This window comes from Vibrio sp. 2096 (assembly GCF_033339595.1).
GTDB classification, from domain to species: Bacteria; Pseudomonadota; Gammaproteobacteria; order Enterobacterales; family Vibrionaceae; genus Vibrio; species Vibrio alginolyticus.
Map to the genome: position 1 here is coordinate 293,286 of NZ_JAWOUX010000003.1, position 24,904 is coordinate 318,189.

Genomic DNA, 24,904 nt, shown 5'->3' on the forward strand with positions numbered 1-24,904 from the left:
TATGAATGTATTTCCATTAAATAGTGATTTTGACCAAGATTCAATGGTTGTAGTGGTATTTCCTGCGGATGAGAATGTGCAGCTTCTAACCCGGGCAGTGTTGGTTGAGATAGGTAGGGCGAGCTAAGTAAGCGGGTGGTTGAGTGATCAGTTTCACATATAACAAGCAGAAATCACTTTAGTCGATGTTGTTGTGCAGTTACGCAAATTGTTTATGTTAACGTCGTGTTAAAGTTTGTGTGTGTGATGACTTGTGAAAAGACAACTATATGGATGAGCTTAAGGTTCTGAACTCGTTTATTCAGCAGAATGGTCTACCAGCGTTTGGCCACCTTGATGGAATTCCAACATCGTTACAGCTAGATAAATTTACCTACCTTGATGAGATGGATAAGCCAGTGTCTAAGTGGCGCCGTTACCGCGATTATAAGCAGTTTCAGTTCGTCAATTTGGTCACACCTGATTACGTCATTGGAGTAGCGATTGCTGATATACGGTATTTAGCATCCGGCTTTTTCTACCTGTTTGATATTAAAAAGAATAAGTTGATTGAGCAACAATGGTTGAAACCTTTTAATATAGGTTATCAAACTCAGCCTTCCAGTTGGTGCAGTCTTGCCCATCTTGCTAATAAAAGAGTTCAGTTTTCTATTAAGGATGGTATTTGGCACGTCCACTTTGTGACAGAGTCAGTCAATGCGGATCTCTATTTACGTCCAGAAAATATGAGTTTGCCATTAATGTTGTGTACGCCAACAGGTTATGCGGGTTGGACATATACTCAGAAGCACAATGCGTTAGCAGTAGACGGTAACTTGTTCATATTAGGAAAAGAGCAAGATCTTTCAGAGGTGGCTGCTGGTTACGATTTTTCCGCTGGGTACATGCGGCGAGAAACAAGTTGGCGCTGGGCGAGTATCAATTGCTTTGAGGATGACAGGCGTCTGGGGTTGAATTTGGCAGCTGGCGTTAATGAAACTGGCTATTGCGAAAATGTATTGTGGATTAATGGTCAGCGTCACTTTTTGCAACCTGTGCAGTTTCAGTTTTCACGAAGTGATGAAGGGCAAAAGTGGCATATTACGTCTGAAGATAAACGAGTTAACTTACAGTTCACGCCTTTGAATCGACGCTCAGAGAAGAAAAATTTTTGGCTTCTCAAAAGTAACTTTCGTCAGTACATCGGTTATTTCTCTGGCTATCTTATCGATGGAAATGGCATCAAACATCAGTTAGAAGAAGTTATGGGTCTTACTGAAGATCACTATGCAAAATGGTAGAAACATAATGGATTGGACGCAGTTGATGGACCGCCCAGAATTACTTCTGATGATTCTGGCTCCAGTTTTCTTTTTCTGCATGCTTGCCGAATATTGGTTCGGACAAAGAAGGGGACGCTTGCCTGAAAGCGCGACGTATTACTTCCCTGAAGTAGCGTGTAATTTTGTTCTTGCGGGCTTACACCAAGCGACAGACATACTCACGGGTTTACTGATTGCTCAGTTGTATTTGTGGTGGTTTGATTGGCGTTTGTTTGATATCGAAATGAGCGTCTCAGCTTTTCTTTTACTTGTTGTCCTGCAAGATTTTTTCTATTACTGGTTTCATCGGGCTAGCCATCGTATTCGTTGGATGTGGGCCGCGCACGTTGTTCATCACAGTTCGGAAAGAATGAACTTCAGTACCGCCTTTCGTCAAAGTTTAATGTATCCGCTAGCGGGGATGTGGATTTTTTGGTTGCCCTTGGTGATTATTGGTTTTGAGCCAAAATGGGTTGTCTTCGTTGTGTTGTTTAATCTGGGCTTACAGTTTTTTGTTCACACCCAATCAATTCGTTCGCTCGGGCCACTAGAGTGGGTATTTAACACGCCGTCTCATCATCGCGTTCATCATGGTGTGAACCGTCAGTACATCGACAAAAATTATGCGGGTGTATTAATTATTTGGGATCGAATGTTCGGAACGTTTGAACCAGAGGTGGAAACGGTTCGGTATGGGGTTTCTAAACCTGTAAACAGCTTTAATCCCATCCGCGTGACGTTTGCAGAATGGAAAGACATGTTTTATGACGTAACTCGACCAAACTTATCATGGAAACAACGCTGCCGCCGTTTGTTCGCTCCGCCATCGGATTTTTATGAGTAAATTGAGATAAAGAGATTGGAGCGGGCAGCGGGAATCGAACCCGCATCATCAGCTTGGAAGGCTGAGGTAATAGCCATTATACGATGCCCGCGCATCGATAGGACTCAGTTAATATGCCACACTGGACGAAAAAGAAAAGTCTTTTCTCATCAAATGTTTGTCAGTTGCCTAAAAAAGTAGCGGACTGATGTTAAAGTGTTCATTGTCTCTGGTTTTTTGTGGCACTCGCGATTCCGCTACTAAGCCTAGGGGCTTCCAATTAGGTCGTAAACACCGAATTCTTAGGTGTTTAGATGTTGATGATATTCAAGATTTTCTGTGTAAAGGTTAATCTCGTTTATTGAACAGTCACGTTTCATGGTCAAGACTAGATATTGAAATGATTACTTTTTACTGTTGATGCGTATGTATAACACAGGGTAATTCTGCTGAAACAGTCAGCTTAACCAAAGGAGATTTAACATGATGAGAGGTTTGATATTAGGGCTGGTGGTGATGCTGGTATCTGCTTGTACTACCGTTACAACTGATGTAGATAAACAAGCCGACTTTTCAGCTTACAGAACGTTTGACTTCGGTGCTCAGGCGGAAGCTCCTACCAGTATTGATGGTCGACGTATTGAGCAAGGGCTTGCTGAACAGCTTGAGGGTAAGGGTTTAATTAAGGTAAATAGTGGCGGTGACCTTTACGTACATCATGATATCGTAGAAGAATCCGAGCTTGTTTCTTCAGGATCGTCGGTGAGCTTTGGCTATGGCTGGAATAGCTTTGGTGTGATCACTTCAAGCCCAGAAAGATATAAAGAACGTAAGTATGGGAAGTTGGTGGTTGAACTGGTTGATGCAAAGGCTAATCAAGTCGTTTGGAAAGGCGTTTCAAGTCGTAAACTGTCTGAGTCAATGAGCTCTGAGAAAAGAGAATCTCTCATCCAAGAAGAAATCGCGAAGATGTTTGAAAGCTACCCTTACGGTGAAAAATAATTAGTATTCTTAACGATTAAGAATACTAATTGCCAATAGTTACGCACAGGGTTAAAAGAACTTATTATTTTGGTTTTGGTTACCTTTGTGCGTACGACCCTGATTGCTTTACTCGGACTACTTTTCTGCTTGTTGGCTCCGAGCATGAGCCTGGCGCACTCACACCCAAATTTTCTTTCCTTTCATAACCAGAATATTGCTGTTGACGCTAAGTCGAAGCACTTTTCAGAACATCCTATCTCTCCAATACAACTAGACTACCCGAGTTTAAACAGCCGGAATGTATTGAGGGTTAGCCATGCTAAGGAAATGAGCTCGAACGACGATGTAGAACCCGAATGGTTTGAAATGCTTGATGTAGCATGGTGGGCGCATCGTTCGGCAATTTACTCGATGAAGCGGCTAAAACGCATCGGCAATGAGGCTTTAGGTTGTTGTATTGAAAGTATTTTTACTCACTTTAAATACAGAATCGGAGTGAGAAAAGAATCGAATTTCATATACCGCTTTATACATGCTCGCTAACACATTCCATGTTTTTGCAACTTTTGGTTAATTATGCTTAGGAGCGGTTTATGTTTGATTCGATCATTCAGGTCTTGAGTGCTTTTTGGCATCAAGATTTCACGGCGTTAATGGCGCCAGGCAGTGCAGGTTTGGTTTATTTTGTTGTTGCTGTGATTATCTTTTTGGAAAGTGGCTTTATTCCTGCTGCACCTTTCCCATGCGACAGTGTCGTCGTATTATCCGGTACGCTGGCGGCGGTTGGCGTCCTTGACCCAATTATGATCATGTTGGTGATAGCTGTTAGTGCGGGGTTGGGAAGTTGGGCGGCTTATTTACAAGGCAAGTGGCTAAATCGCTTACCTAAGGTCCAAGGCTGGGTGAGTGCGGTTCCTCAAAAGCGTTTGGAACAAGTCGACGTATTACTCAGTAAACATGGATTGATTGCGCTTTTTTGTGCGCGGTTTATTCCGGTTGTTCGTTCCCTATTGCCATTAATGATGGGGTTGCGAGTGAAACGTATTAGTAAATTCCATTACTTTGCGTGGCTGAGTGCGATTTTATGGACGCTGATATTATGCGGTTTTGGTTCATTACTTCCTTTGCTACCAGAAAATATGAGCAAAGCAATCACAATGCTATTAATGGCGGCACCAATAATTACTCTTGTGATTGGAGTGCTTAGTTTCTTGTTTGTTAAAGCACGTCGAGCGACCTGTAAACCCAAGGATGTGTCAGAGTTTTCCCAATAAGTTTACTTTGATTTGCACTTTTAAGCTTGTATGCAGATTAGACCTCTAATCGACAGGTTTTTGTCAGTAAAAAGAAAGGCGCATACATTGCGCCTTTCTTTTTGAGTGTCGTTAGGGTTTCGAATTTAATAGCCAATGCTATATAGGTATTCGCCAACTTCTTTGCACTGAGACTTGTAGATGTTCTCTACTTCAGACTCATTCTTATCTGCTGCTTTAAATTCAAGTTCGGCAGACGATAGCTGGTCAAAGCTGTAGTCTCTCTCAGACATTAAGTAGTGTCTGAACATCGCTCTGTGTTCCGGAACTGCAATACGTGCGTTAGAAACGTTGGCACACTCTAACAGAGTGTCGTTACTCATTTCTTCTGGCTTAGTTTCTGTGTTTGCTAAGGTTGAGCCCGCTGCAAATAGTAATGCTAGTGCGATGGTTGTAGCGATTCTTGTCATTATATGGACCTCAAATTGGTTCTAGTAACAATGAGCATATTGGCTCTTATCGTTACATTTTCGTGTTCTCTGTATGTCATAAAAAGTTAAACAACAGAGAAGGCGTTGCGACCATGAGTAAAGACGTACATTAAGTTCGCTTCCTTTCTTCCAGAGAGGCGATAAAGAGAGCGTTGACTCATGAGTCCGCCATAACTGTCTAGAGGTAAGCGAGATGCTTGTTTTGCCAACTCCAGTAGTGGTGGAGAAGAGAAAGCAATAAGTAAAAAATAATCAGGAGTAAAATCTGATGATAAAACGCCATCAGTAGCTGATGTTCGGCGACAGGAGACAAGCCCGAACAACTCGCGCTTTATATGTAGGTAGTAACTTTCTGAACCCCAAGAGCTCAGAGAAGCTGAGGCATGAAAATCAGTGTGTGCTAGCTCAAAATCGTCTTGTTGAGAGAGTTTAAGTAGGCGCTCGGAAGTGTAATGTTTGGTGTGGTGCCACTCATGCGCATATGAAGCTGTGATGAGCCCTGAGAGCAGGGACAAAGAAAGCATCAATAATATACGGTGTAGATAACGCAAGAAGTAACCCTAAACATATAAAGCCACAGTTACCCACCATGATTAAGGAATCTTAGTGGAACTATGATAACGATGAAAGCCAGTGTCTGATGAACTCAGCGTATACTAACGAGATGGAAGGGGGATGAACAGAGTTTTCTGATCGCACTTAGGTATATCAGCGAATAACACAATAGTTTTCGCTTTCGAGTAAGCGAAAATGGAAAGAGAGTCGTTGCACAAGGACGATTAAGCTAACAGGATTATTACTGGGGAAGAAATAGAATCTTCTTTTTTCTTCCCCATATGTGTCGCATCGGTATTACGCGCTTGCGTAAATAACACTGCCGCCTTTTATAGTGTCAATGATCTCGCGAGACAACTTCTCTGGTAAAGCAGGGCAACCCCAACTGCGTCCGAGGTATCCATTCTTCTTGATAAAGGAAGGGTTTGCGTAATCGGCACCGTGCACGACAATGTAACGCTCGCGAGCTTTGTCGTTTAATCCAGAGCTTAGCCCATCTAATCGAAGTGAATAGCCATTTGAGCCGTAGTAAGTGGTATCAGTCAAAAAAGTGCCCAATGATGTTTTTCGCGAGTTCACGACATTTGAAAACTGTGTCGCTATTTTCTTTCCGCTGTTCACGCCGTGAGAAACATACGTATTGTAGATTAGCTTCTTTTTATCTAAATCAACCACATAAAAACGCTTTTCAGTTGATGGTTTACTATAGTCGATGATCGTTAGTACCGACTTCTTTCTATCGGGTGTCTTCTGATAAGCGATGTAAGCGTCACTGAACAACTTAAAGTCTACTATGCCATCTAGCTTGGCTTGTTTAAACACATGTTCAACTTGCTTTGGTCGTAAATGATCCCTGGGTTCGTTATCTGATTGTTTTGCAAAAGCAAAAGGTGAGACAGACAACAGCGCACATGTAAATAATAAAATTAACTTTTTCATCTTGGCTAAATAAAACTCTATGGTGTTACAAATTTACCGATTGCTTCATGCATTCGTTAAAACAACATGCACATCAATATAATTCTATTCCCAATGTTTCTTATTGCACGCTTAGGTGCTTGATATTGGGTTGACGATAAGTTTTCGAGTTAAAAACTAACTAATTGAAACTTATATAAAATATGAAGTTTAACGATGGTTTCTATAAACTTCGGCGTAAATAATATCTGATATATGTAATTAATAAAACTGTGTTTAAGGATATTTGTGAAGTTGCTAATTTATAAAAACGGCGTTTTATTTTTCGTACTTTAGAAACTCTTTTTATTTCAATGTGTTTTCTTTTTCTACGCTTTATCCAATACCTCAAAAGTTTGTGATTTAACTCGTAACAAATCGTAACGCCGAATCGTTATGTGTATAAGTGCATTTATAATGTATGAATAAACAACAGGGTGGTAAGAAAAGGCAGTAAAACAGCGGTGAATCGGTTGTTTTTAATTCACGATTGACAAAGCCAAGTCTAAGTCGTACAAAAATTGAACTTGTGAATGTATCGTTTAAGTGAGAGTGATGAGCTCGACAAAAGTGAAGTGATGCGTGCTATTGTTTATTCTCTAATTTATTCGATTACATAAGGAAGGGTACATAGTAAAAATTTAAAAAATAATTCTATCGTGTGGATTAAAATATATAAATAATAAAACTTAGAAATTAAAAGATAAGAACGCCAGATCTGAATTCATTAAATTTTTGAACATGAAAGTAAACTCTATTTATTATGTTTGGTTTGAAAGCGCTCAAATTGATTTAAGGACGGTTATGACAGCATTTAATAAAGTGTTTATTGTCACTCCCAATGTTAATGATTTTGCAATGTTGCGAGAGTCGCCATTGGAAATGTCTCTTCAAGTAACGGCAAGCAAACCTATCCAACTCTATGGAGAGTCTGTTAAAGCCAGTTGGAAAAGTATTGATATTGAATGGTTAGACGTTAAGGGTGAAAAGCCATTACCCAGGCCTGATATTGCAGCATGGGGATCTTTTACTCTTGCTGTATCCGCTTCTATTGCGGATAAGCTCGATGTGTTGAGCGAGAATGTCGAATTTTTACCATTAAATCTACAAGGAAAGCCTTGGCGAGCATTAAACATTGTCACTCAAATTGATGCCATTGATACCTCTGCTACCGAGTATAATCTTCGTCATGGTAAGCTAAGTCGTGCTAGACCGTTTAAGAAACTCGTTTTGAATAGGGAAGCCGTTAATGAATCTGACTTGTTCAGAGTAAAAGGTGCTGGGCTCAGAACGTTTTGCACGGACAAAAAAGGTGGCTTGTACGATAGCGTCAAAGCGCTGAATTTGACCGGTTTGGATTTCAAGGAAGTGCTGGTTTAAAAACGAATAAATAGTGATTTACTCGACTAAAGTCATAGATATAGGTATGGGGGAACAAAAGCTGAGCATCTATCAATGAAGCTCATATATAACTAAATACAGCCGCCACAGTTGTGACAGCTGTACGTCTCCCCTTAACTTATGTTCTTGAAACCCTAATTGAGCTGGCCATGGACGCATCAAATCGACTGTCGTCATTTGCCGATTGCCACCACAAGCTCAATTGTTCTTTAGTCATTGGTTTGCCAAATAAATAGCCTTGCATATAGTCGCAGCGGTATGCCGATAGCCATTCATGCATCATATTGTGTTCAATACCTTCTGCTGTAACCGTTTTATTCTGGGCATGGCATAGCTCAATAATAGGTTTGATCACATGGCCGTTGTTGGTCTTCATCAATGTAACGAGGAACTCTCGATCAAATTTGATTTTTTGAACCGGATACTGAACGAGCTGAGTTAACGATGTGTAACCAGAACCAAAGTCATCAATTGCAAGACGGTAGCCACGTTTTGATAGCTCATCAAGTAGAGCCGTGCCTTGTTGTTCTGCGGCAAAGGTTTCGGTTATTTCTATCTCAATACATTCTGGTTTAACACTGTGCAGTGTCGCTTGTTCATGGATGTAGTTTGCCATTTCTATCGAGTTTAGCTCTGCTGATGAAAGATTGACCGAAAGAACAATATTCTTACCGAAAATATTCCTTAATTGATGGTATTCCGCCGTTGCATTGGCGAAAACCCAGCGGTCAATTTTATCAAATAATCCGGCTTGCTCAGCAATTGGAATAAACTCCTTTGGAGGGATAGGGCCGATACCTTCGGCTTCCCAGCGCAACAAGACTTCTAACCCCTCAATTTTGTTGCTTCGATTGTTCATATAGGGTTGAAAAACAAGGTGAAATTCTTCCTCTACATTGCTTTTTCGGAGCGCACGTTCAAGTTGACTTCGTCTTTGAGACTCAATATTGAGAGCGGCTGAATAATAGGCGTATTGATTTTTCCCTGCCCGTTTTGCTTGATACATAGCCGCATCGGCACTGGAGAGTAACTTCGCGATGTCAGTACCGTCTTGAGGATATTGTGCAATACCTACGCTTGCCGTAACGGGAAATGAATTACTCCAAGATGAACTGAGATTACTAATCGGTTTTAGTAACTCTGATGCAAGCAAATCAGGCAAGCGTTTTACCTCTTGATTTGAGCTCAGCAAAATTGCAAATTCGTCACCAGATAACCTGGCGGCAAAGCAGGGGCTGTTGTAATCGTGCGAGAACTTTTGACAGGCATTCTTGATGTGTGATGAGAACACTTTTAATAAGTTATCTCCCAATTCATGCCCGTATTTATCATTCACGTATTTAAAGTTATCAAGATCGACGTAAACAACCCACAGAAACTGCGAAGGGGAGATAAGTTCACGAGTGGCAAGCTCATGAAAACGATGGCGATTGGCGAGTTGCGTCAGGTGATCCGTTTCAGCTAGGCGTTTTGTCTTTTTATAGATGACATTAAGTTCCTCATACATATCAAAAAAGCGTGCAGAGAGGCGTCCTATTTCATCGTTTGTTTCTAGCTTTTCAATATTGTCACGTTGATTAGATTCAAGTTCGTTCAGCTGCTTATCAAGGCGAGAAACAGGGCGCAACACATAGCGGTACAACACCAAAATGATTAATGTGATAGTGAAAAACGCCGCTACGCCAAAGGAGAAAGCAAGTTCTAGCCACACTTTATCGACTTTATTCCACATTAAATATTCGGCAGGAGAAAGCACGGCATAAAAGTGCGGCAGCAGCTCAATGGTTTGAGCGAGAGGAATATCAAGATAAATGGGTTTGTCGGCGAAAGTAATCACGCTGTGCGTGTCAAACTCGATGTCATGCTTAATCTCGTTAAAGGCTTCAAGTGATACGGAAACTACCACAAAAAACACATTTTTTGAGTCAAAGCTCAAAGGGTGAGTCCCCGTTCTTTTGTCGACGACCTCATATTGAAGAAGAATGCTTTGTCCACTGGAGTTATAAATAAAGCCAGTGTGACTGAAAGCCTCTCTCTCATTGAAACTTCGTGATATGTACTCTAACACCTTTGGGTCGACCACACCTGATGATTCGTAATATTTGTTTTCTGTGTAATAGAGAAGGTTTTGTTTGCCGTCGAGGATCGCCATGCTCGCATCGCCTTTGTAACCATGGCTTAATACTTCAGCGGTCTCGTCTAATCGATTAAACAAGACTCGCTCACGATAGGGGTTGTTATGATTAACCAAATAGTCTTGTAATACATCACTTTTACTGAGCGTATAGGCATAGCTATTAAGAAAAATATTCGCTTGTCGAAACTGCCCGGCGAGCTTTTCCATCTGCAACTGAATATAGCTGTCTTCCCGCTTGATGAGCGTCACTTTTTGAATGCTATAAATAATATAGCTAGATACTAACGCGCTTAATAAGATCACTGGCGCGACAAGCAAAATGACTCTATTGCTTAACTTCATTATGGTTCTTAGTTTCCGTTTGTGTCCCTACAAACGTCGCGTACCAGGTAAGGTACTGAACGGATGATGTGTTTTGGCAAATTGTAACCAGATTGTAAGGTGAGCGTTCTCCAAAATCAGGCAGCTATCTAAGAATTGTGATGACGTGAAAGGTTTCGAGCTTATTAACTAGAGGTTTTCTCAGTAGTTGGACGTCTCTTTTCCTTCCTCCTTGTATAAAACCTAACCGTAATGATAGGAAAATACCGTCATCGAAACGTTTCGATTGTAAAGTGTGACTCAAGTGCGCTTTTCCTATTCAATGACAATTGAATTACAGATCATTCTCACACCTTATCGATCTCACACTGGTCAAATTGCGATGACGAATTATTATTTCATCGAAACGTTTCGATGAGTTTTCTGTTAATAACGAAAACACTTTAAAACAGGCGCTCATGGTTGTATGAACGTGTAACCGAAAGGTCGATGAGATGAAAAAAAGTACCCTAATTAACTCAGATATTTCTTACTTGGTGGCGACGCTAGGCCACACTGACGAGATCACGATATGTGATGCTGGTCTACCAATCCCAGAGCATGTTCAGCGAATCGATTTGGCGCTAACGCATGGGGTACCAAGTTTTCTTGATACTGTTCGCGTAATTCTATCTGAGTCCCAAATCGAAGGGGTCATCATTGCGGAAGAGCTCTCTGATGCAAGCCCAGTTTTGCATGAAGCGTTGCTCAACGAACTGAGCAAAGAGAGTGAAGAAACGGGCAAATCTATTGAAGTGAGCTACGTGTCACATGAAGCGTTTAAAGCACGCACGGCGCAAAGTCGCGCTATCGTAAGAACTGGCGAATGCTCGCCATATGCGAACGTTATTTTCCAAGCGGGCGTGGTTTTTTAAGCCAGAGATATTGAGGACAGATTATGACTCAAGCCATTCTACAACTAAGCGAAATTGAGAAGGCGTTTCCGGGCGTAAAAGCACTCGACAAAGCAAGCCTGAATGTTTATCCAGGCCGTGTTATGGCGCTGATGGGTGAAAATGGAGCAGGCAAGTCAACGTTAATGAAGGTGTTGACAGGCATTTACCACATGGATGCGGGGAGCATTCAATATCACGGTCAGCCGGCGGCCTTTAAAGGGCCACGCGATTCACAGGAAGCTGGTATTAGCATTATTCACCAAGAGCTGAACCTGATTCCTGAACTGACGATTGCCGAAAATATTTACTTGGGACGAGAGTTCACCGGCTCCTTAGGGCGTATCCTGTGGGGCAAAATGTATGACGAGGCTGACAAGCTTTTAAAACGTCTGAATGTAAAGCATTCATCAAAAACATTGCTTGGCGATTTAAGCCTTGGTGAACAACAAATGGTGGAAATTGCAAAGGCACTTTCGTTTGAGTCGAAAGTCATCATTATGGATGAGCCAACGGACGCATTGACCGATACGGAAACGGAATCACTATTTAAAGTGATTAATGAGCTTCGCGAGCAAGGATGCGGCATCGTATACATTTCGCATCGTCTTAAAGAAATCTTTGAAATCTGTGATGATATTACGGTGCTTCGTGATGGTAAGTTTATCGGTGAGTGCAAGGTGTCCGACACTGATGAAGATGGCCTAATTGAAATGATGGTTGGCCGAAAATTAGAAGAGCAATATCCACGTATTGATGTCCAACATGGCGAAACTTGTCTTGAAGTCATTGGTTTGACTGGGTCTGGCGTTCAGGATGTGAGCTTTACTCTCAAGCGTGGTGAGATTCTTGGAATTTCTGGCTTGATGGGCGCAGGCCGCACTGAACTCATGAAAGTCATTTACGGCGCATTACCTAGTGAGCATGGTGTTATCAATCTTGATAACAAAACTATTAACCCGGTTAGCCCGCAAGATGGCTTGGCAAATGGTATCGCTTACATCTCTGAAGATCGCAAAGGCGATGGTTTGGTTTTAGGTCTTTCAGTTAAGGATAACATGTCACTTTGTTCGCTAAACCAGCTGACCAAAGGCTTCCAGATTCAACACAGCGACGAAGTGATTGCAGTGGAAGATTTTATTAAGTTATTCAACATTAAAACCCCAACGCGAGATCAAATCATCGGCAACTTATCTGGTGGTAACCAGCAAAAAGTTGCGATAGCGAAAGGGTTAATGACGAAACCTAAAGTTCTGATTCTGGATGAGCCGACACGTGGTGTTGATGTCGGAGCAAAAAAAGAGATTTATCAGCTCATCAACAAGTTTAAGGCCGAAGGCATGAGCATCATCTTGGTTTCTTCCGAGATGCCTGAAGTGCTCGGCATGAGCGACCGTATTTTAGTGATGCATGAAGGTCGTATCACCGGCGAATTTGATGCGAAAGACGCCGATCAAGAAAAATTACTCGCCTGTGCCGTAGGCAAAGAGATCAATGAGGAAGCAGCATGAGTACGAATACCATGAGCAAACCAACCGAAACTGGCAACAAGAAGTTGTTCACAAAAGAGTGGCTGATTGAGCAAAAATCACTGATAGCTTTGATCTTTCTGATCGTTGTTGTGTCATTTTTGAACCCGAACTTTTTTACGGTCGACAACATTCTCAACATTCTTCGTCAAACCTCCGTGAATGCCATTATCGCAGTGGGTATGACATTAGTTATTTTAACAGCAGGCATCGACTTAAGTGTTGGTTCGGTATTGGCATTGTGTGGTGCCTTTGCGGCAAGCATGATTGCGCTTGAGGTTCCGGTGCTGGTGGCGGTTCCAACTGCTTTAGTCGCAGGTGCAGCGTTAGGTGCGATCAGCGGTATCATTATTGCGAAGGGTAAGGTGCAGGCATTTATCGCTACGCTGGTTACCATGACGTTACTACGCGGTGTGACCATGGTGTACACCGAAGGTCGACCAATCTCGACAGGCTTTACTGACACCGCGGATGCGTTCGCATGGTTTGGTACTGGCTACGCGCTAGGCATTCCAGTTCCTGTTTGGTTAATGGTGGTTGTGTTCGCTGCGGCTTGGTATTTACTTAACCACACGCGCTTTGGTCGCTATGTTTACGCACTAGGCGGCAATGAGTCTGCGACTCGCCTATCAGGTATCAATGTAGACCGAGTGAAGATTGGTGTCTACGCCATCTGCGGTATGTTAGCAGCGCTTGCAGGCATTATTGTAACGTCTCGTCTTTCTTCGGCGCAGCCAACAGCAGGTATGGGCTACGAGCTAGACGCTATCGCAGCGGTTGTTCTTGGCGGTACCAGCTTGATGGGCGGTAAAGGCCGTATCATGGGTACCTTGATTGGTGCGCTGATCATCGGTTTCTTGAACAATGCACTTAACCTACTTGATGTTTCTTCCTACTACCAAATGATTGCAAAAGCAGTGGTTATCTTGCTGGCGGTATTGGTAGACAACAAAAACAAGTAATTCATAACAATCTGTATATATAAAACAGTGAATACAAACCGAGTCAGGGGACGTGTACTGGCTCACCCTACACAAAGGACTAGAACGATGAAAAAACTTGCAACTCTTATCTCTGCTGCACTTCTTTCTTCAACCGTATCGGTAGCGGCGCAAGCTCAAGATACCATGGCGATTGTGGTTTCGACGCTAAACAACCCGTTCTTCGTAACGATGAAAGACGGTGCGGAAGCAAAAGCGAAAGAATTGGGGTACGACTTAATTGTACTGGACTCGCAAAATGACCCGAGTAAAGAACTGTCGAACATCGAGGATTTAAGTATTCGCGGCGTAAAAGCAATTCTTATCAACCCAACGGATTCTGATGCAGTGTCTAATGCAATTCGTATGGCGAACCGTTCTAAGATCCCTGTGTTGACATTAGACCGTGGTGCAAGCCGTGGTGAAGTTGTGAGTCACATCGCGTCGGACAACGTAATTGGTGGTGAAATGGCAGGCCACTACATCATGGAAAAAGTCGGCGAAAAAGCAAAAGTCATTCAACTTGAAGGTATTGCGGGCACATCGGCAGCGCGTGAGCGCGGTGAAGGCTTTATGAATGCCGTGAAGGGCAGCGATATGGATCTTCTTGCTAGCCAACCAGCTGACTTTGACCGCACAAAAGGTCTAAACGTAATGGAAAACCTGCTAGCGGCTAACCCGGATGTACAAGCGGTATTTGCACAGAATGATGAAATGGCGCTAGGTGCACTTCGCGCAGTTCAAGCTTCTGGCAAAGATGTCGTTATCGTTGGTTTTGATGGTACGGAAGACGGCATTGCAGCAGTTAACCGTGGCAAACTAGCGGCAACTATTGCTCAGCAACCAGACCTTATCGGTGCTTTAGGTGTTGAAACGGCTGACAAAGTTTTGAAAGGTGAAGAAGTAGAAGAGTACATCCCAGTACCACTAAAAGTAGTCACTAAGTAAGTTTCAAGTTCCAATAAATCATCCTAAATTTTGCTCTCTCCTCCGTTTATATCTGTCGTTTAGGAGGTGAGGGCAAATTTACCCAAAATACTGCAAAGTGTGGGGTATAGATGCCTTTGGCTTTTTATCGAGACTCCTTCGTCAGGAAGAGAAGTTAAAGTCATCTAATGTATTTTCCTAAACAGTTTTTAAAAAGGGTTCATTCAGAACCGAGGATAACCGTATGAATAAGTTAGTGGTGTTAGGTAGTGTAAACGCTGACCATGTTCTTCAAGTGCCTTCTTTCCCTCGCCCAGGCGAGACGCTGCATGGTCGCAACTATCAAGTTATCCCAGGTGGCAAAGGTGCCAACCAAGCCGTCGCGGCGGCGCGATTAAATGCAGACATCGGTTTTATCGCTTGTGTGGGCGACGACTCATTCGGCATTAACATTCGCGAAAACTTCAAAATGGACGGCATCGATATCACTGGTGTGAAGATGCAGCCAAATTGCCCGACAGGTATCGCGATGATTCAAGTGTCGGACAGTGGGGAGAACAGCATTTGCATTTCAGCTGAAGCGAACGCCAAACTGACAGCAGAAGCGATTGAGCCAGATTTAGAGCGTATTCGCCAAGCAGATTACTTGCTAATGCAATTGGAAACGCCGATGTGCGGCATTGAGAAAGCTGCGCGTGTAGCGAAAGATGCCAAAACCAATGTCATTCTGAACCCAGCGCCAGCTCGTGAATTGTCAGATGAATTACTGTCTTACATTGACGTGATTACGCCAAATGAAACGGAAGCTGAAGTTCTGACAGGTATTACTGTAACAGACAACGAAAGCGCGCAAGAAGCGGCGAATGTGCTACATGGTAAAGGTATAGAAATTGTCATGATCACACTCGGTGCAAAAGGCGTTTGGCTAAGCCAAAACGGTCGAGGCGAAATCATCTCGGGTTTCCGCGTTGAAGCGACGGATACTACCGCAGCGGGCGATACATTTAATGGGGCATTCGTCACTGGTCTCCTAGAAGGTTTACCTTTAGAATCAGCGATTAAGTTTGCACATGCGGCGGCTGCAATTTCTGTGACCCGCTTTGGCGCGCAAACGTCGATTCCAACCCGCGAAGAGGTGGACGCGTTTCTCGCTGAACAATAAGGCGCACAACGCCTCATTAAAATAGGAGTAGTAACATGGCGACGATGAAAGACATCGCAAAACTGGCAGGGGTTTCCACTTCAACAGTGAGCCATGTTATTAACAAGACGCGTTTTGTGAGCGAAGAGATCTCTGAACGCGTTAACAATGCCGCAAAAGAGCTTAACTACTACGCGCCCTCTGCGTTGGCGCGTAGCCTCAAAGTCAATCGTACCAAAACCATTGGTATGCTCGTGACAACCTCAACCAACCCATTCTTTGGCGAAGTCGTAAAAGGCGTAGAGCGCAGCTGCTACCAAAAAGGCTACAGCCTCATTTTATGTAACACCGAGGGTGATAACGAACGTATGCGTCAATCCATTAATACGCTATTGCAAAAGCGTGTCGATGGTTTGATTTTGATGTGTTCGTCGCTAGAAGGAGAGCGTATCGATGTATTTGAGCGTTACCCAGATATCCCAGTAGTGGTAATGGACTGGGGGCCGATGCTATTTACAAGCGATAAAATCCAAGACAACTCACTTCGTGGCGGTTACTTAGCGGCGAAATACTTAATTGATTGCGGCCATACCGAAATTGGGTGCATCACTGGCCCTTTGATTAAACACCAAGCGCAAATGCGATACGAAGGTTATAAGCGAGCAATGAACGAAGCGGGCTTGGAATTTAATGCCAATTGGATCATTGAATCGGACTTCGAGTGTGAGGGTGGGTATCAAGCGTTCAAAAAAATGGCTCAGCGTGGCGCATTACCTAGCTCGATTTTCGTCTCTAACGATATGATGGCGATGGGGGTGATTAACGCCGCAAATGAGCTCGATATTAAAGTGCCGGACGACCTGTCCATTATTGGTTACGATGACATCCATATCGCGAAATTTATGTCGCCATCGCTAACTACCATTCATCAGCCTAAGTACCGTTTGGGGCAGGCTGCCGTTGAGACTCTTGTCCGAAAGTTGGATGAAAAGTCAACAGAGGCACAGGTCGTACAATTAGAACCGGCTCTAGTGGAACGAAAAAGCGTCAAGAGGTTAAAGTCAAACGTCACTGAATGACGTGTGATGTTGAGCTAAAAAATTAAAAAAGTCGTTTCTCTTTATACGATAAAGCCTTACTATCGTCCTTGATTATAAATAAAACTATTAATTGTTGTCTGGCGGATTAGTTAAATGTTATCAAAAGGTTACGCTAAGTTATCTGTAAAACACCCTTGGTTTCACCGAGTTAATGTTATTACAGTTGTATTGATTTTTTTTGTGAGCTGCTATCAGCTACTGGTTAATGAAGCATTTGAGTACGCAATTGGCTTTATTATTACACTTTTGGCGTCAGCTTTATTTGCATCAGCTTCTGCATTCAAAAAACGCTATCTAGGCTTGGATTCATAGGCAGGTCTATTTCCAACATCGTTCAATAGCATCATTTATTGCTTTCAAGTAAACATTGGACTGAATTATGATCGAGTGCATCAAGAGGAGGACAAATGTCCTCCTTTTTGTTGGGGATCACGCTCTAATATAAGCGTATTCCAAACAAAATAATAAAGGACATGTTATGGACCTCTTTGCCTTACTCGATATTAATAATACTCTCGTTAACATTCCGATTGGCGACGGCTACGCAATGAGCTGGATCGAAGCTTTCGGTACCGTTTTTGGACTGCTTTGCATTTGGTTTGCCAGCCAAGAAAAAACCATCAACTACTTATTCGGTTTGCTGAATGTCACGCTTTTTGCCGTTATCTTTTTTCAAATTCAGTTATACGGATTATTGCTTCTTCAATTGTTTTTCTTCTGTGCGAACATTTACGGCTGGTATGCGTGGACTCGTCCAAACGCACAAGGTGAAACGCTGGAGGTTCGCTGGTTAAATAAACAGAAACTTATTACTACTGCCTCTATTAGCGTTGCATGTATCGCATTATTAACGATCTATATCGACCCATTTTTCTTTGCGCTAGCAAACATTGCTGTTGATAGCTTGAATCTCTTTGGTGCTGGCTTGGCTGAACCGGTGCTTGAACCTGACGCGTTCCCGTTCTGGGATGCAACCATGACAGTACTTTCTGTTGTTGCACAAATTCTGATGACACGTAAATACGTCGAAAACTGGATTCTATGGGTTGTGATTAATATTATCAGTGTGGGTATCTACGCGACGCAAGGTGTTTACGCAATGTCTGTTCAGTACGCGATTCTTATGTTCATCGCTGCCAATGGCACGCGTGAGTGGGCTCGTAGCGCTAAGCGCAATGGCGATAAAACCTTAGCGCACGCTGCTGCGTAAGGAACGAAAAATGGCCAAACAACCTCATATCGGAGTGGATGAAACACAAATCGCTCCCCTCGTTATTGTATGCGGCGAGCCAGATCGAGCGAATCGTATCGCGGCATTATTTGATGATGCAGAAATGGTGTCGGAAAACCGCGAGTACCGTGTGTTTACCGGCAACTACAAAGGCAAGCCTGTTTCAGTATGTAGTACAGGTATAGGTGCGCCATCGATGATCATCGCAGTGGAAGAGCTAAAACAGTGCGGTGTGACTCATGTGGTACGCGTTGGATCTGCGGGGGCAATGCAATCAGGCATTCATCTTGGCGAGTTGATCATTGCCGAAGGCGCGGTAAGAGATGAGGGCGGCTCTAAAGCGTATGTCGATTCGTCTTATCCAGCCTACGCAAGCTTTTCACTGTTAAAGGAAGTTGAGCGTTACTTGTCGATGCAAAAAGTGCATTATCATTTTGGTGTGGTGCGTTCTCACGACAGTTTCTATACCGATGACGAAGATGCAATATGCCAACATTGGAACAAGAAAGGCATCTTAGGTGCCGATATGGAAACCTCTGCGCTGTTTACGGTCGGTCGACTACGAGGCCTTCATGTGGCTTCGATATTAAACAACGTGGTGCTGTATCAACAAGATGTGAAAGAAGGGGTTGGTCAGTACGTTGATGAGGCCAAAGTAATGATGCAAGGTGAGAAGAGCGCCGCGATTACGGCATTAGAAGCCTTGGTTGCTCAGCGTTAGCCAGTCTCTATCTCAGTAAGTCACATAAACAGAATAGATGTAAAGCGACAGGTCACTGTCGCTTTTTTATTTGGAGTTACGGGGTACAATCCATCTTAAATAGTTGTCCGTAACTTGTTCTGAGAGAGCAGAAAATGAAAATCAGCCCTTATCCGACTGGTCGCTTCAAAACATACCTTGAAGAAAAGAGTGCCACCTTTCGCGATTTGATTTATCAATGCCAAATAAATTCGCGTTACTTTGATGCTGGGGAAGCAATTCTCCGCCAAGGTGAGCAACTTCAGTACTTGTATGTTGTGCCAGTAGGTCGAGTCTCGATGAACATATTGGCCGCAAATGGACGACGTTTTCAATTAGGGGAAGCTAACTGCGACTATCATATTTATGGTGAAATGGAGTTCTTCACTCAGACTCCTTGTCAATGGAATGTGATAGCAGATGAACATATGCAGGTTGATGTTATCTGTATCCAAAAACTAACCGAAGCACTGCAAAATCATCCCCAAATGATGGTGTTCTTCGCTTCAGCATTGGCTGAGGATTATCAAGACTCCATGGATATCTACACTAATCGTTTGTTGCATCCCATTACTTACAACATTGCCTATGATCTTCTCGTCCGTAATCAGACGGATAAGCTGCTTGGTGGTTTTGATAAAGTGAACCAAGAGGCTGAGCGGTTTGGTACCTCAGGCCGAGTCTATCGACGTGCAGTTAAGGACTTGATTGAAAAGGGATTGATTACAAAAACGGACAACGGTTTGGAGATTATTGATGAGCTGGCACTCAAAGCGTTTATTGAAGCGCATGAATGATACGCCCAGGTATTGGAACTGATGGGTTTTATAAGTCTTTGATATATCTAAGTCTTGAGTAAACGTAACTAATGTAAAGTACCTTAAATTTTGTTGAATGCATTAAAGAGTAGCGTTATATTGCGAACGCGTATGATAATAGATCTCATTAAGGCTTAACAAAATGAAAAAATTCGTCGGTGCGGCTATGCTGTCGTTATTTACTGTTTCTCCTTCTTTCGCTGCTAAAGTTGTGATTGACCACTACATGGGTCAAACAGAGCTAGAACAATCCCCAGAGCGTGTGGTTGTGATTGGCTTTGGCCCGCTAGATGCGCTGGACAACTTTGGTATCGATCCTGTTGCAGTATCTAACTCGTCTAATCTTCCTAGTTACCTTTCAAAATACAGCAAAGATAACTACACCTCTGCGGGTAGTTTGTTTGAACCTGATTTTGAAACCATCTACATGCAAAAACCGGATTTGATTTTGGTTGGTCCGCGAGCGTCTGCGAAATATGAAGAGCTGAGTGAAATTGCCCCTACAGTTGTTTTCGCGGCGAAAGAAAACCAAGGCTATTGGGAAGGCACGCAAGCGCAATGGCGCAATATTGGTAAGATCTTCAATATCGAAGAAAAAGTAGAGCAGAAAATTGAAGCGTTAGATACTCAATTCAAAGCAATCCGCGACTACAACCAATCGAACAAAAATGATGCATTAACGATTTTAAGCATGGGTGACAACATCAGCGCGTTTGGTGCCCAGTCGCGATTTGGCGTCATTTATAACGACTTTGGCTTCTTGGAAACGGTTGAGCACGTGAAAACGGGCACTCACGGAGATGTCATTTCTTATGAGTTTATTCGTGAAGCTAACCCGAAAAATATTCTCGTGGTTGACCGAAATTCTCTGACAGGTACGCCGGATAACGATATTCGTAAATCCATGGATAACGACTTAGTCAAAGCGACTGCGGCATATAAAAATCATAAAATCACCTATTTAGATGTGGACGCTTGGTACTTGTCGATGTCTGGTGTGACAGCAACAGAAAAAATGGTCAGTGAGATAAAGCAAACCGTTGAACTGTAATCCAAGATAGCAGAGGTTAACTTTGAAGAAGTTATTGCTAACCCTTGTGGTTTTAAGCACGGTTTCGTTATTTGTTGGGGTTGCAAACATGACACCCCAACAACTCTTTTCAGGTGATGAGAAAGCATTAGAACTTTTCTTTACCAGCCGTATACCACGTTTATTTGCCATATTGCTTGCTGGTGCTGGCTTGAGTATTGCGGGTCTTGTCATGCAGCAAATCAGCCAGAACCGATTTGCGGCACCTTCTACAACTGGTACGATCGAATGTGCCATGCTGGGCTATGTACTGAGCGTGGTTTTCTTTGGTAATGATAATCACCTTTGGCTCGTGTTCGGCATCTCGGTATTTGGGACGCTGGCGTTTGTTTTCTTTATTCAGCGCATTCAATTTAAGAGCGTGGTTTTTGTGCCACTTGTCGGGATTATTTTCGGCAATGTCATCCAATCCATGACTACGTTTATCGCTTACAAATATGATGCACTTCAAAGTCTGAATGCTTGGACAGTCGCAAACTTCGCCAACATCTTGCGTGGTGATTTTGAACTGCTGTACATCGCGGTACCAATGGTTATCCTCAGCTATCTTTTTGCCGCAAGGATCTCTGCCGTAGGTATCGGAAAAGATTTCGCGATTAACTTGGGTTTGAATTATCAGCAGGTTGTGACGATTGGCGTGCTATTGGTGTCCATCATGTCAGCAAGTGTCGTGATGATTGTTGGCCAGTTGCCATTCTTAGGGCTGATTGTACCGAATCTCGTGAGTCACTTTTATGGCGATAACCTCAAAAAGAACATTCCGCTTACGGCCATGTATGGGGCCATTTTAGTGTTGTGTTGCGATTTGGTGAGTCGTTTAATTATTTTCCCTCATGAAATGCCAATCTCTATCGTGATTAGCATATTGGGTGGCGTGGTATTCATCGCAATGTTGTTGCGAGGTAAGCAACATGCGTGATTCAACGAAAATCCTGCTGCTAGGTGGCATTGCGATTCTTTTCGCGTGTCTGTTTATTGGTATTGGGCTAACGGCTGACAACTACCAATATTTTTTGTCTCGTAGAGTTCCTAAAGTATTGGCGATAGTGCTAGCGGGTGTGGCCATTGCTCAGTCTTCACTTGTATTTCAAACCATTACGCACAACCGAATTTTAACGCCAAGTATCATGGGTTTTGATGCGCTGTATGTGTTAACCCAAATTTTGATCGTGTTGATTTTTGGTGGGTTGAGTACCTTAGTTCTTAACTTGTACGTCAATTTCGCGATTGCAGTCATTGTAATGGTGTCGTTTTCGCTACTGCTGTTTGGGTTTTACTTTTCAAAAGGCAGCAAGAACCTGATTACGTTGCTATTGGTCGGCTTGATCTTTGGTCAGCTATTTTCCAATGCGGCGTCATTCTTTTCTTTGCTGATGGACCCAAACACATATGCAATTGTTCAGTCGAAACTGTACGCCAGTTTCAATAATGTCAAAGTGAACTTGGTTTACTTTAGTGCTCCGGCTTTGATGTTTGCATGTTGGTTGTTGTTTAGGATGCATCGCACTTTAGATGTGTTTTGGCTCGACCAAGACAATGCGAAAAGTTTGGGTGTTGATGTACCTAAAGTGACGAGAAATGTGTTTATTATCTCGGCGGTTTTGATTGCTATTTCTACGGCTTTGGTAGGGCCAATCATGTTCTTTGGTTTACTAGTGACCAACTTAAGCCGAGAAATGTTCCGAAGTTACCAACATAAAACGCTATTGGTCGGATGTTCGTTTCTATCCATCAGTTCACTACTTGCTGGGCAATGGATAATCGAAAACGTGTTCAGTTTTGAGACGACGTTGAGTGTCGTAATTAACTTTATCGGCGGTGCGTATTTCTTATACCTGCTGCTGAAAAACAAAGTTGTATAAATATGATAGTAATAGACAAATTAACGAAGGCTTTCGGTTCAAACAAAGTCGTAGACGAGGCCAATACTCAGTTTGAAAAGGGCAAGGTAACATCGATTATCGGTCCAAATGGCGCGGGAAAGAGCACGCTGTTATCTATGGCCTCGCGCTTAACGGAGCGAGATGGCGGTAGTGTTATCATTGATTGCAAGGAAATCGCGGAATGGGACACAAAAGAGCTAGCGAAAAAACTGGCAGTACTTCGCCAAGCTAACTCGATTACAATGCGGTTTACCGTAAAAGAGTTAGTCTCTTTTGGTCGTTTCCCATACTCTAAAGGAAATCTGACTAAAGAAGATCATGAGGTCATAGAAAAAGCGATCGACTACTTAGATTTGCAAGATATTCAAGACAAATACTTGGATGAATTAAGTGGTGGTCAGCGACAGCTTGCATTTATTGCTATGGTGATTGCACAAGATACAGATTATGTCTTTCTTGATGAACCTCTTAATAACTTAGATATCAAACACTCTCTTCAGATCATGAAAGTTGTGCAGCAGTTAGCCCATGACATGAATAAAGCTATGGTGGTCGTGATTCATGATATTAATTTCGCGGCGTGTTACTCAGATGTCATATTGGCGCTTAAGAAAGGTAAAGTTGTGGCGAGTGGTGCGGTTGAAGAGGTTATTCAAGCGTCTACGCTAGAGGACATCTACGAAACGCCATTTAACATCATAGAGTTAAACGGTAAGCGCATGTGTACTTATCATTAAGCGAGCTAGTTCGTTTTTAACGAGATCAATAGATAGGCGGGCTTACTTGGTGAGCTCGTCTATGATTGGGCATCGGCTCTCTGCATCTCCAGGACAAGAAGAAACCCAACCTTCAAGTTGCGTTTTGATCTCCATGAGGTGTGCAATTTTTTCTTCAACCTCTCTCAGTTTGTCCATGGTTCTTGCTTTTACTTCGCTACTTTTGCGGTTGGGGTTATGAGCAAGTTGTACGAACTCTTTGCATTCTTGCAACGAAAAGCCTGCGCTTTTGGCGCGTGATACCAAGTTAAGCTCTTGAATATGATTATCTGAATATTCGCGATAGCCAGAGTCGCTACGCGCTGGTGGAGATATGATCCCTTTGTCTTCATATAATCGAATCGACTTAGATGAAAGCCCAGTGAGCTTCGCGACGGCACCAATATTCATGTTTAACCTCCATAACGTTTAAGGCGAGTATATACCGATGTTGTGGATAAGACACTCCTAAATAACAGTCAGTTACCTAGAGTCTCCTTACTCTTTAATCACTTCATGTGGTGGCACACCAAATGCCTTTTTAAAGGCATAAGTGAAGTTAGAAGGGTGGTGGTATCCGGCTTCATAGGCGGCTTCTGTTATCGTCACTAAGCCACGTTCCAAATGTTGCCTAGCAATCTCAAGACGTCGAAAACGAATGTAGCCGTTTATGGTCATATTAAGTGATTGTTTAAATCGACGCTGCAGGTTTGAAACACTCATTGAGAATTGGCTCGCCAACTTTTCCAAGCGTAGTTCTTGATCAAGGTGAGTTTCAATATAGCTGACAATATCCTCAATTCGACCATCAATGTGTCGTTCAATACTGCTGTTTTTAGCACTGAAATTCTTAGGAATTTGCTTGGTGGCTTGATGTAATATTTGATAGATCAAGCTTTCGACCTCTAGCTTTTCTTGGAACTCTTGCGGTGTTTCTCTATTTGTTAACGTTTCGGCCAGCTCGCATAGCGTCTGGTTAGGCTCCAACTGTTGAAACGCCTGATGAGAGTTAAAAAAGGCTCGATGACTACAATTTTGCTCAAGGCGGGCCTCTAGCCATTGGGGCTTAACCAATATGTTGATCTTATTAATGAGGTTATCTTTGAGCAGTGAACGACGAAAATTTGCAGGTTTGAGTAAGTTCACCACTACACCCTTGGGGCCGTCGCTCGCGTCTAAATCAAATTGCAAATCGTCGTAGCCAAACGAGAGTCTACCTTCTAAAAGAATAGTGACCAGCAGTGAGGCGTGTGCAGTAGAAACAATATTCGAATCAATAAGTTCTAGACAACGCCCGCCATGAACAAAAATTTGATCATTATACTGATATGATAGGAACTTACCTTCGGCCAGTTGAGTTTGACAAGGTTGGCCTTGCGTGACAATCCATTGTTTCTCTGTCGCCTCTAGTCTTTGGGTTAAAGCTATCTTGGCAATTTTAGTTCGTTTTGTTGTGACTTCCTGCATTTGACACTTCCTCATAACACTTGTGCGATTTCGCATAACCAAATCGCCTTTGTATTTATAAAACTCATGCTTATTATACCTGAGAATTA

25 protein-coding genes and 1 tRNA gene are annotated in these 24,904 nt (G+C 42.8%); 19 read left to right on the top strand and 7 right to left on the bottom strand.

The window, feature by feature from the left end:
- Positions 1–269: 269 nt before the first annotated feature.
- Both R7Q41_RS07565 and R7Q41_RS07570 read left to right on the top strand, forming a co-directional pair.
- Complete coding sequence (locus tag R7Q41_RS07565; protein WP_064354710.1) at positions 270–1,280, top strand: DUF2804 domain-containing protein; 1,011 nt, start codon at positions 270–272, stop codon at positions 1,278–1,280.
- A 7-nt stretch (positions 1,281–1,287) separates the two neighbouring features.
- Complete coding sequence (locus R7Q41_RS07570) at positions 1,288–2,145, top strand: sterol desaturase family protein (RefSeq protein ID WP_005373167.1); 858 nt, start codon at positions 1,288–1,290, stop codon at positions 2,143–2,145.
- A gap of 16 nt (positions 2,146–2,161) precedes the next feature.
- Here R7Q41_RS07570 and R7Q41_RS07575 read toward each other — a convergent pair.
- Positions 2,162–2,236: transfer RNA gene (locus R7Q41_RS07575), tRNA-Gly, on the bottom strand.
- A gap of 371 nt (positions 2,237–2,607) precedes the next feature.
- On the opposite strand from R7Q41_RS07575, the gene R7Q41_RS07580 reads away from it, so the two are divergent.
- The 3 genes from R7Q41_RS07580 to R7Q41_RS07590 all read left to right on the top strand — a co-directional run bounded on the left by R7Q41_RS07580 (position 2,608) and on the right by R7Q41_RS07590 (position 4,382).
- Positions 2,608–3,126, top strand: a complete 519-nt coding sequence (locus tag R7Q41_RS07580) for a DUF4136 domain-containing protein (RefSeq protein WP_005382627.1) — start codon at positions 2,608–2,610, stop codon at positions 3,124–3,126.
- Between the two features lie 87 nt (positions 3,127–3,213).
- The gene (locus tag R7Q41_RS07585) at positions 3,214–3,651 is read left to right on the top strand and encodes a hypothetical protein (protein ID WP_318144444.1); all 438 of its coding nucleotides are present in this window, start codon (positions 3,214–3,216) and stop codon (positions 3,649–3,651) included.
- 50 nt (positions 3,652–3,701) lie between these two features.
- On the top strand, positions 3,702–4,382 hold the full coding sequence (locus R7Q41_RS07590; protein WP_318104001.1) for a DedA family protein: 681 nt from the start codon (positions 3,702–3,704) through the stop codon (positions 4,380–4,382).
- A 125-nt stretch (positions 4,383–4,507) separates the two neighbouring features.
- On the opposite strand, the gene R7Q41_RS07595 is transcribed toward R7Q41_RS07590, so the two are convergent.
- The 3 genes from R7Q41_RS07595 to R7Q41_RS07605 all read right to left on the bottom strand — a co-directional run bounded on the left by R7Q41_RS07595 (position 4,508) and on the right by R7Q41_RS07605 (position 6,346).
- On the bottom strand, positions 4,508–4,831 hold the full coding sequence (locus tag R7Q41_RS07595; protein WP_005373158.1) for a hypothetical protein: 324 nt from the start codon (positions 4,829–4,831) through the stop codon (positions 4,508–4,510).
- A gap of 86 nt (positions 4,832–4,917) precedes the next feature.
- The gene (locus R7Q41_RS07600) at positions 4,918–5,376 is read right to left on the bottom strand and encodes a hypothetical protein (RefSeq protein WP_017633653.1); all 459 of its coding nucleotides are present in this window, start codon (positions 5,374–5,376) and stop codon (positions 4,918–4,920) included.
- A 328-nt stretch (positions 5,377–5,704) separates the two neighbouring features.
- Entirely contained in the window at positions 5,705–6,346 is a 642-nt protein-coding gene (locus R7Q41_RS07605) for a murein L,D-transpeptidase catalytic domain family protein (RefSeq protein ID WP_318103999.1), read from the bottom strand.
- A gap of 822 nt (positions 6,347–7,168) precedes the next feature.
- Here R7Q41_RS07605 and R7Q41_RS07610 point away from each other — a divergent pair.
- Positions 7,169–7,744 (top strand): imm11 family protein, encoded by a 576-nt coding sequence (locus R7Q41_RS07610; RefSeq protein ID WP_025767876.1) that lies wholly within the window; start codon positions 7,169–7,171, stop codon positions 7,742–7,744.
- Positions 7,745–7,883: 139 nt separating this feature from the next.
- Here the strand turns inward: R7Q41_RS07610 and R7Q41_RS07615 are convergent, their stop codons facing one another.
- On the bottom strand, positions 7,884–10,244 hold the full coding sequence (locus R7Q41_RS07615; protein ID WP_318144445.1) for an EAL domain-containing protein: 2,361 nt from the start codon (positions 10,242–10,244) through the stop codon (positions 7,884–7,886).
- 473 nt (positions 10,245–10,717) lie between these two features.
- Here R7Q41_RS07615 and rbsD point away from each other — a divergent pair, with 473 nt between their 5' ends.
- The 13 genes from rbsD (at position 10,718) to vctC (ending at position 23,330) form a co-directional block, all read left to right on the top strand.
- The gene (gene rbsD / locus R7Q41_RS07620; protein WP_054577814.1) at positions 10,718–11,137 is read left to right on the top strand and encodes a D-ribose pyranase; all 420 of its coding nucleotides are present in this window, start codon (positions 10,718–10,720) and stop codon (positions 11,135–11,137) included.
- A 23-nt stretch (positions 11,138–11,160) separates the two neighbouring features.
- A complete protein-coding gene (rbsA, locus tag R7Q41_RS07625; RefSeq protein WP_318144446.1) occupies positions 11,161–12,666 on the top strand; it encodes a ribose ABC transporter ATP-binding protein RbsA in 1,506 nt (501 codons plus the stop codon).
- The gene (gene rbsC / locus R7Q41_RS07630; RefSeq protein ID WP_005382618.1) at positions 12,663–13,646 is read left to right on the top strand and encodes a ribose ABC transporter permease; all 984 of its coding nucleotides are present in this window, start codon (positions 12,663–12,665) and stop codon (positions 13,644–13,646) included. Before rbsA ends, rbsC begins: the two co-directional genes overlap by 4 nt.
- Positions 13,647–13,733: 87 nt before the next feature.
- A complete protein-coding gene (rbsB, locus tag R7Q41_RS07635) occupies positions 13,734–14,612 on the top strand; it encodes a ribose ABC transporter substrate-binding protein RbsB (protein ID WP_005373143.1) in 879 nt (292 codons plus the stop codon).
- A gap of 223 nt (positions 14,613–14,835) precedes the next feature.
- Positions 14,836–15,753 carry a ribokinase gene (gene rbsK / locus R7Q41_RS07640; RefSeq protein ID WP_017820311.1) on the top strand — a complete coding sequence of 306 codons (918 nt, stop codon included), beginning with the start codon at positions 14,836–14,838 and terminating at the stop codon, positions 15,751–15,753.
- Positions 15,754–15,788: 35 nt separating this feature from the next.
- Complete coding sequence (locus R7Q41_RS07645) at positions 15,789–16,811, top strand: substrate-binding domain-containing protein (RefSeq protein WP_065275231.1); 1,023 nt, start codon at positions 15,789–15,791, stop codon at positions 16,809–16,811.
- Positions 16,812–17,310: 499 nt separating this feature from the next.
- Positions 17,311–18,042 (top strand): nicotinamide riboside transporter PnuC, encoded by a 732-nt coding sequence (gene pnuC / locus R7Q41_RS07650; protein WP_025767870.1) that lies wholly within the window; start codon positions 17,311–17,313, stop codon positions 18,040–18,042.
- A 10-nt stretch (positions 18,043–18,052) separates the two neighbouring features.
- The gene (locus R7Q41_RS07655) at positions 18,053–18,784 is read left to right on the top strand and encodes a nucleoside phosphorylase (RefSeq protein WP_017635382.1); all 732 of its coding nucleotides are present in this window, start codon (positions 18,053–18,055) and stop codon (positions 18,782–18,784) included.
- A 134-nt stretch (positions 18,785–18,918) separates the two neighbouring features.
- Positions 18,919–19,599 carry a Crp/Fnr family transcriptional regulator gene (locus R7Q41_RS07660; protein WP_005382613.1) on the top strand — a complete coding sequence of 227 codons (681 nt, stop codon included), beginning with the start codon at positions 18,919–18,921 and terminating at the stop codon, positions 19,597–19,599.
- Between the two features lie 163 nt (positions 19,600–19,762).
- Positions 19,763–20,671 carry a siderophore ABC transporter substrate-binding protein gene (locus R7Q41_RS07665; protein ID WP_065275234.1) on the top strand — a complete coding sequence of 303 codons (909 nt, stop codon included), beginning with the start codon at positions 19,763–19,765 and terminating at the stop codon, positions 20,669–20,671.
- Between the two features lie 22 nt (positions 20,672–20,693).
- Complete coding sequence (vctD, locus tag R7Q41_RS07670; RefSeq protein WP_017820306.1) at positions 20,694–21,629, top strand: iron chelate uptake ABC transporter permease subunit VctD; 936 nt, start codon at positions 20,694–20,696, stop codon at positions 21,627–21,629.
- On the top strand, positions 21,622–22,572 hold the full coding sequence (gene vctG, locus R7Q41_RS07675) for an iron chelate uptake ABC transporter permease subunit VctG (RefSeq protein WP_005376631.1): 951 nt from the start codon (positions 21,622–21,624) through the stop codon (positions 22,570–22,572). The genes vctD and vctG overlap by 8 nt, the downstream gene beginning before the upstream one ends.
- A gap of 2 nt (positions 22,573–22,574) precedes the next feature.
- On the top strand, positions 22,575–23,330 hold the full coding sequence (gene vctC, locus R7Q41_RS07680) for an iron chelate ABC transporter ATP-binding protein VctC (protein WP_005376629.1): 756 nt from the start codon (positions 22,575–22,577) through the stop codon (positions 23,328–23,330).
- 42 nt (positions 23,331–23,372) lie between these two features.
- Here the strand turns inward: vctC and cueR are convergent, their stop codons facing one another.
- Together cueR and R7Q41_RS07690 are read right to left on the bottom strand one after the other, a co-directional pair.
- Positions 23,373–23,759 (bottom strand): Cu(I)-responsive transcriptional regulator, encoded by a 387-nt coding sequence (cueR, locus tag R7Q41_RS07685; RefSeq protein ID WP_005376627.1) that lies wholly within the window; start codon positions 23,757–23,759, stop codon positions 23,373–23,375.
- 87 nt (positions 23,760–23,846) lie between these two features.
- Positions 23,847–24,815, bottom strand: coding sequence for a helix-turn-helix domain-containing protein (locus R7Q41_RS07690; RefSeq protein WP_005382609.1), 969 nt, complete (start codon positions 24,813–24,815; stop codon positions 23,847–23,849).
- Positions 24,816–24,904 lie beyond the last annotated feature (89 nt).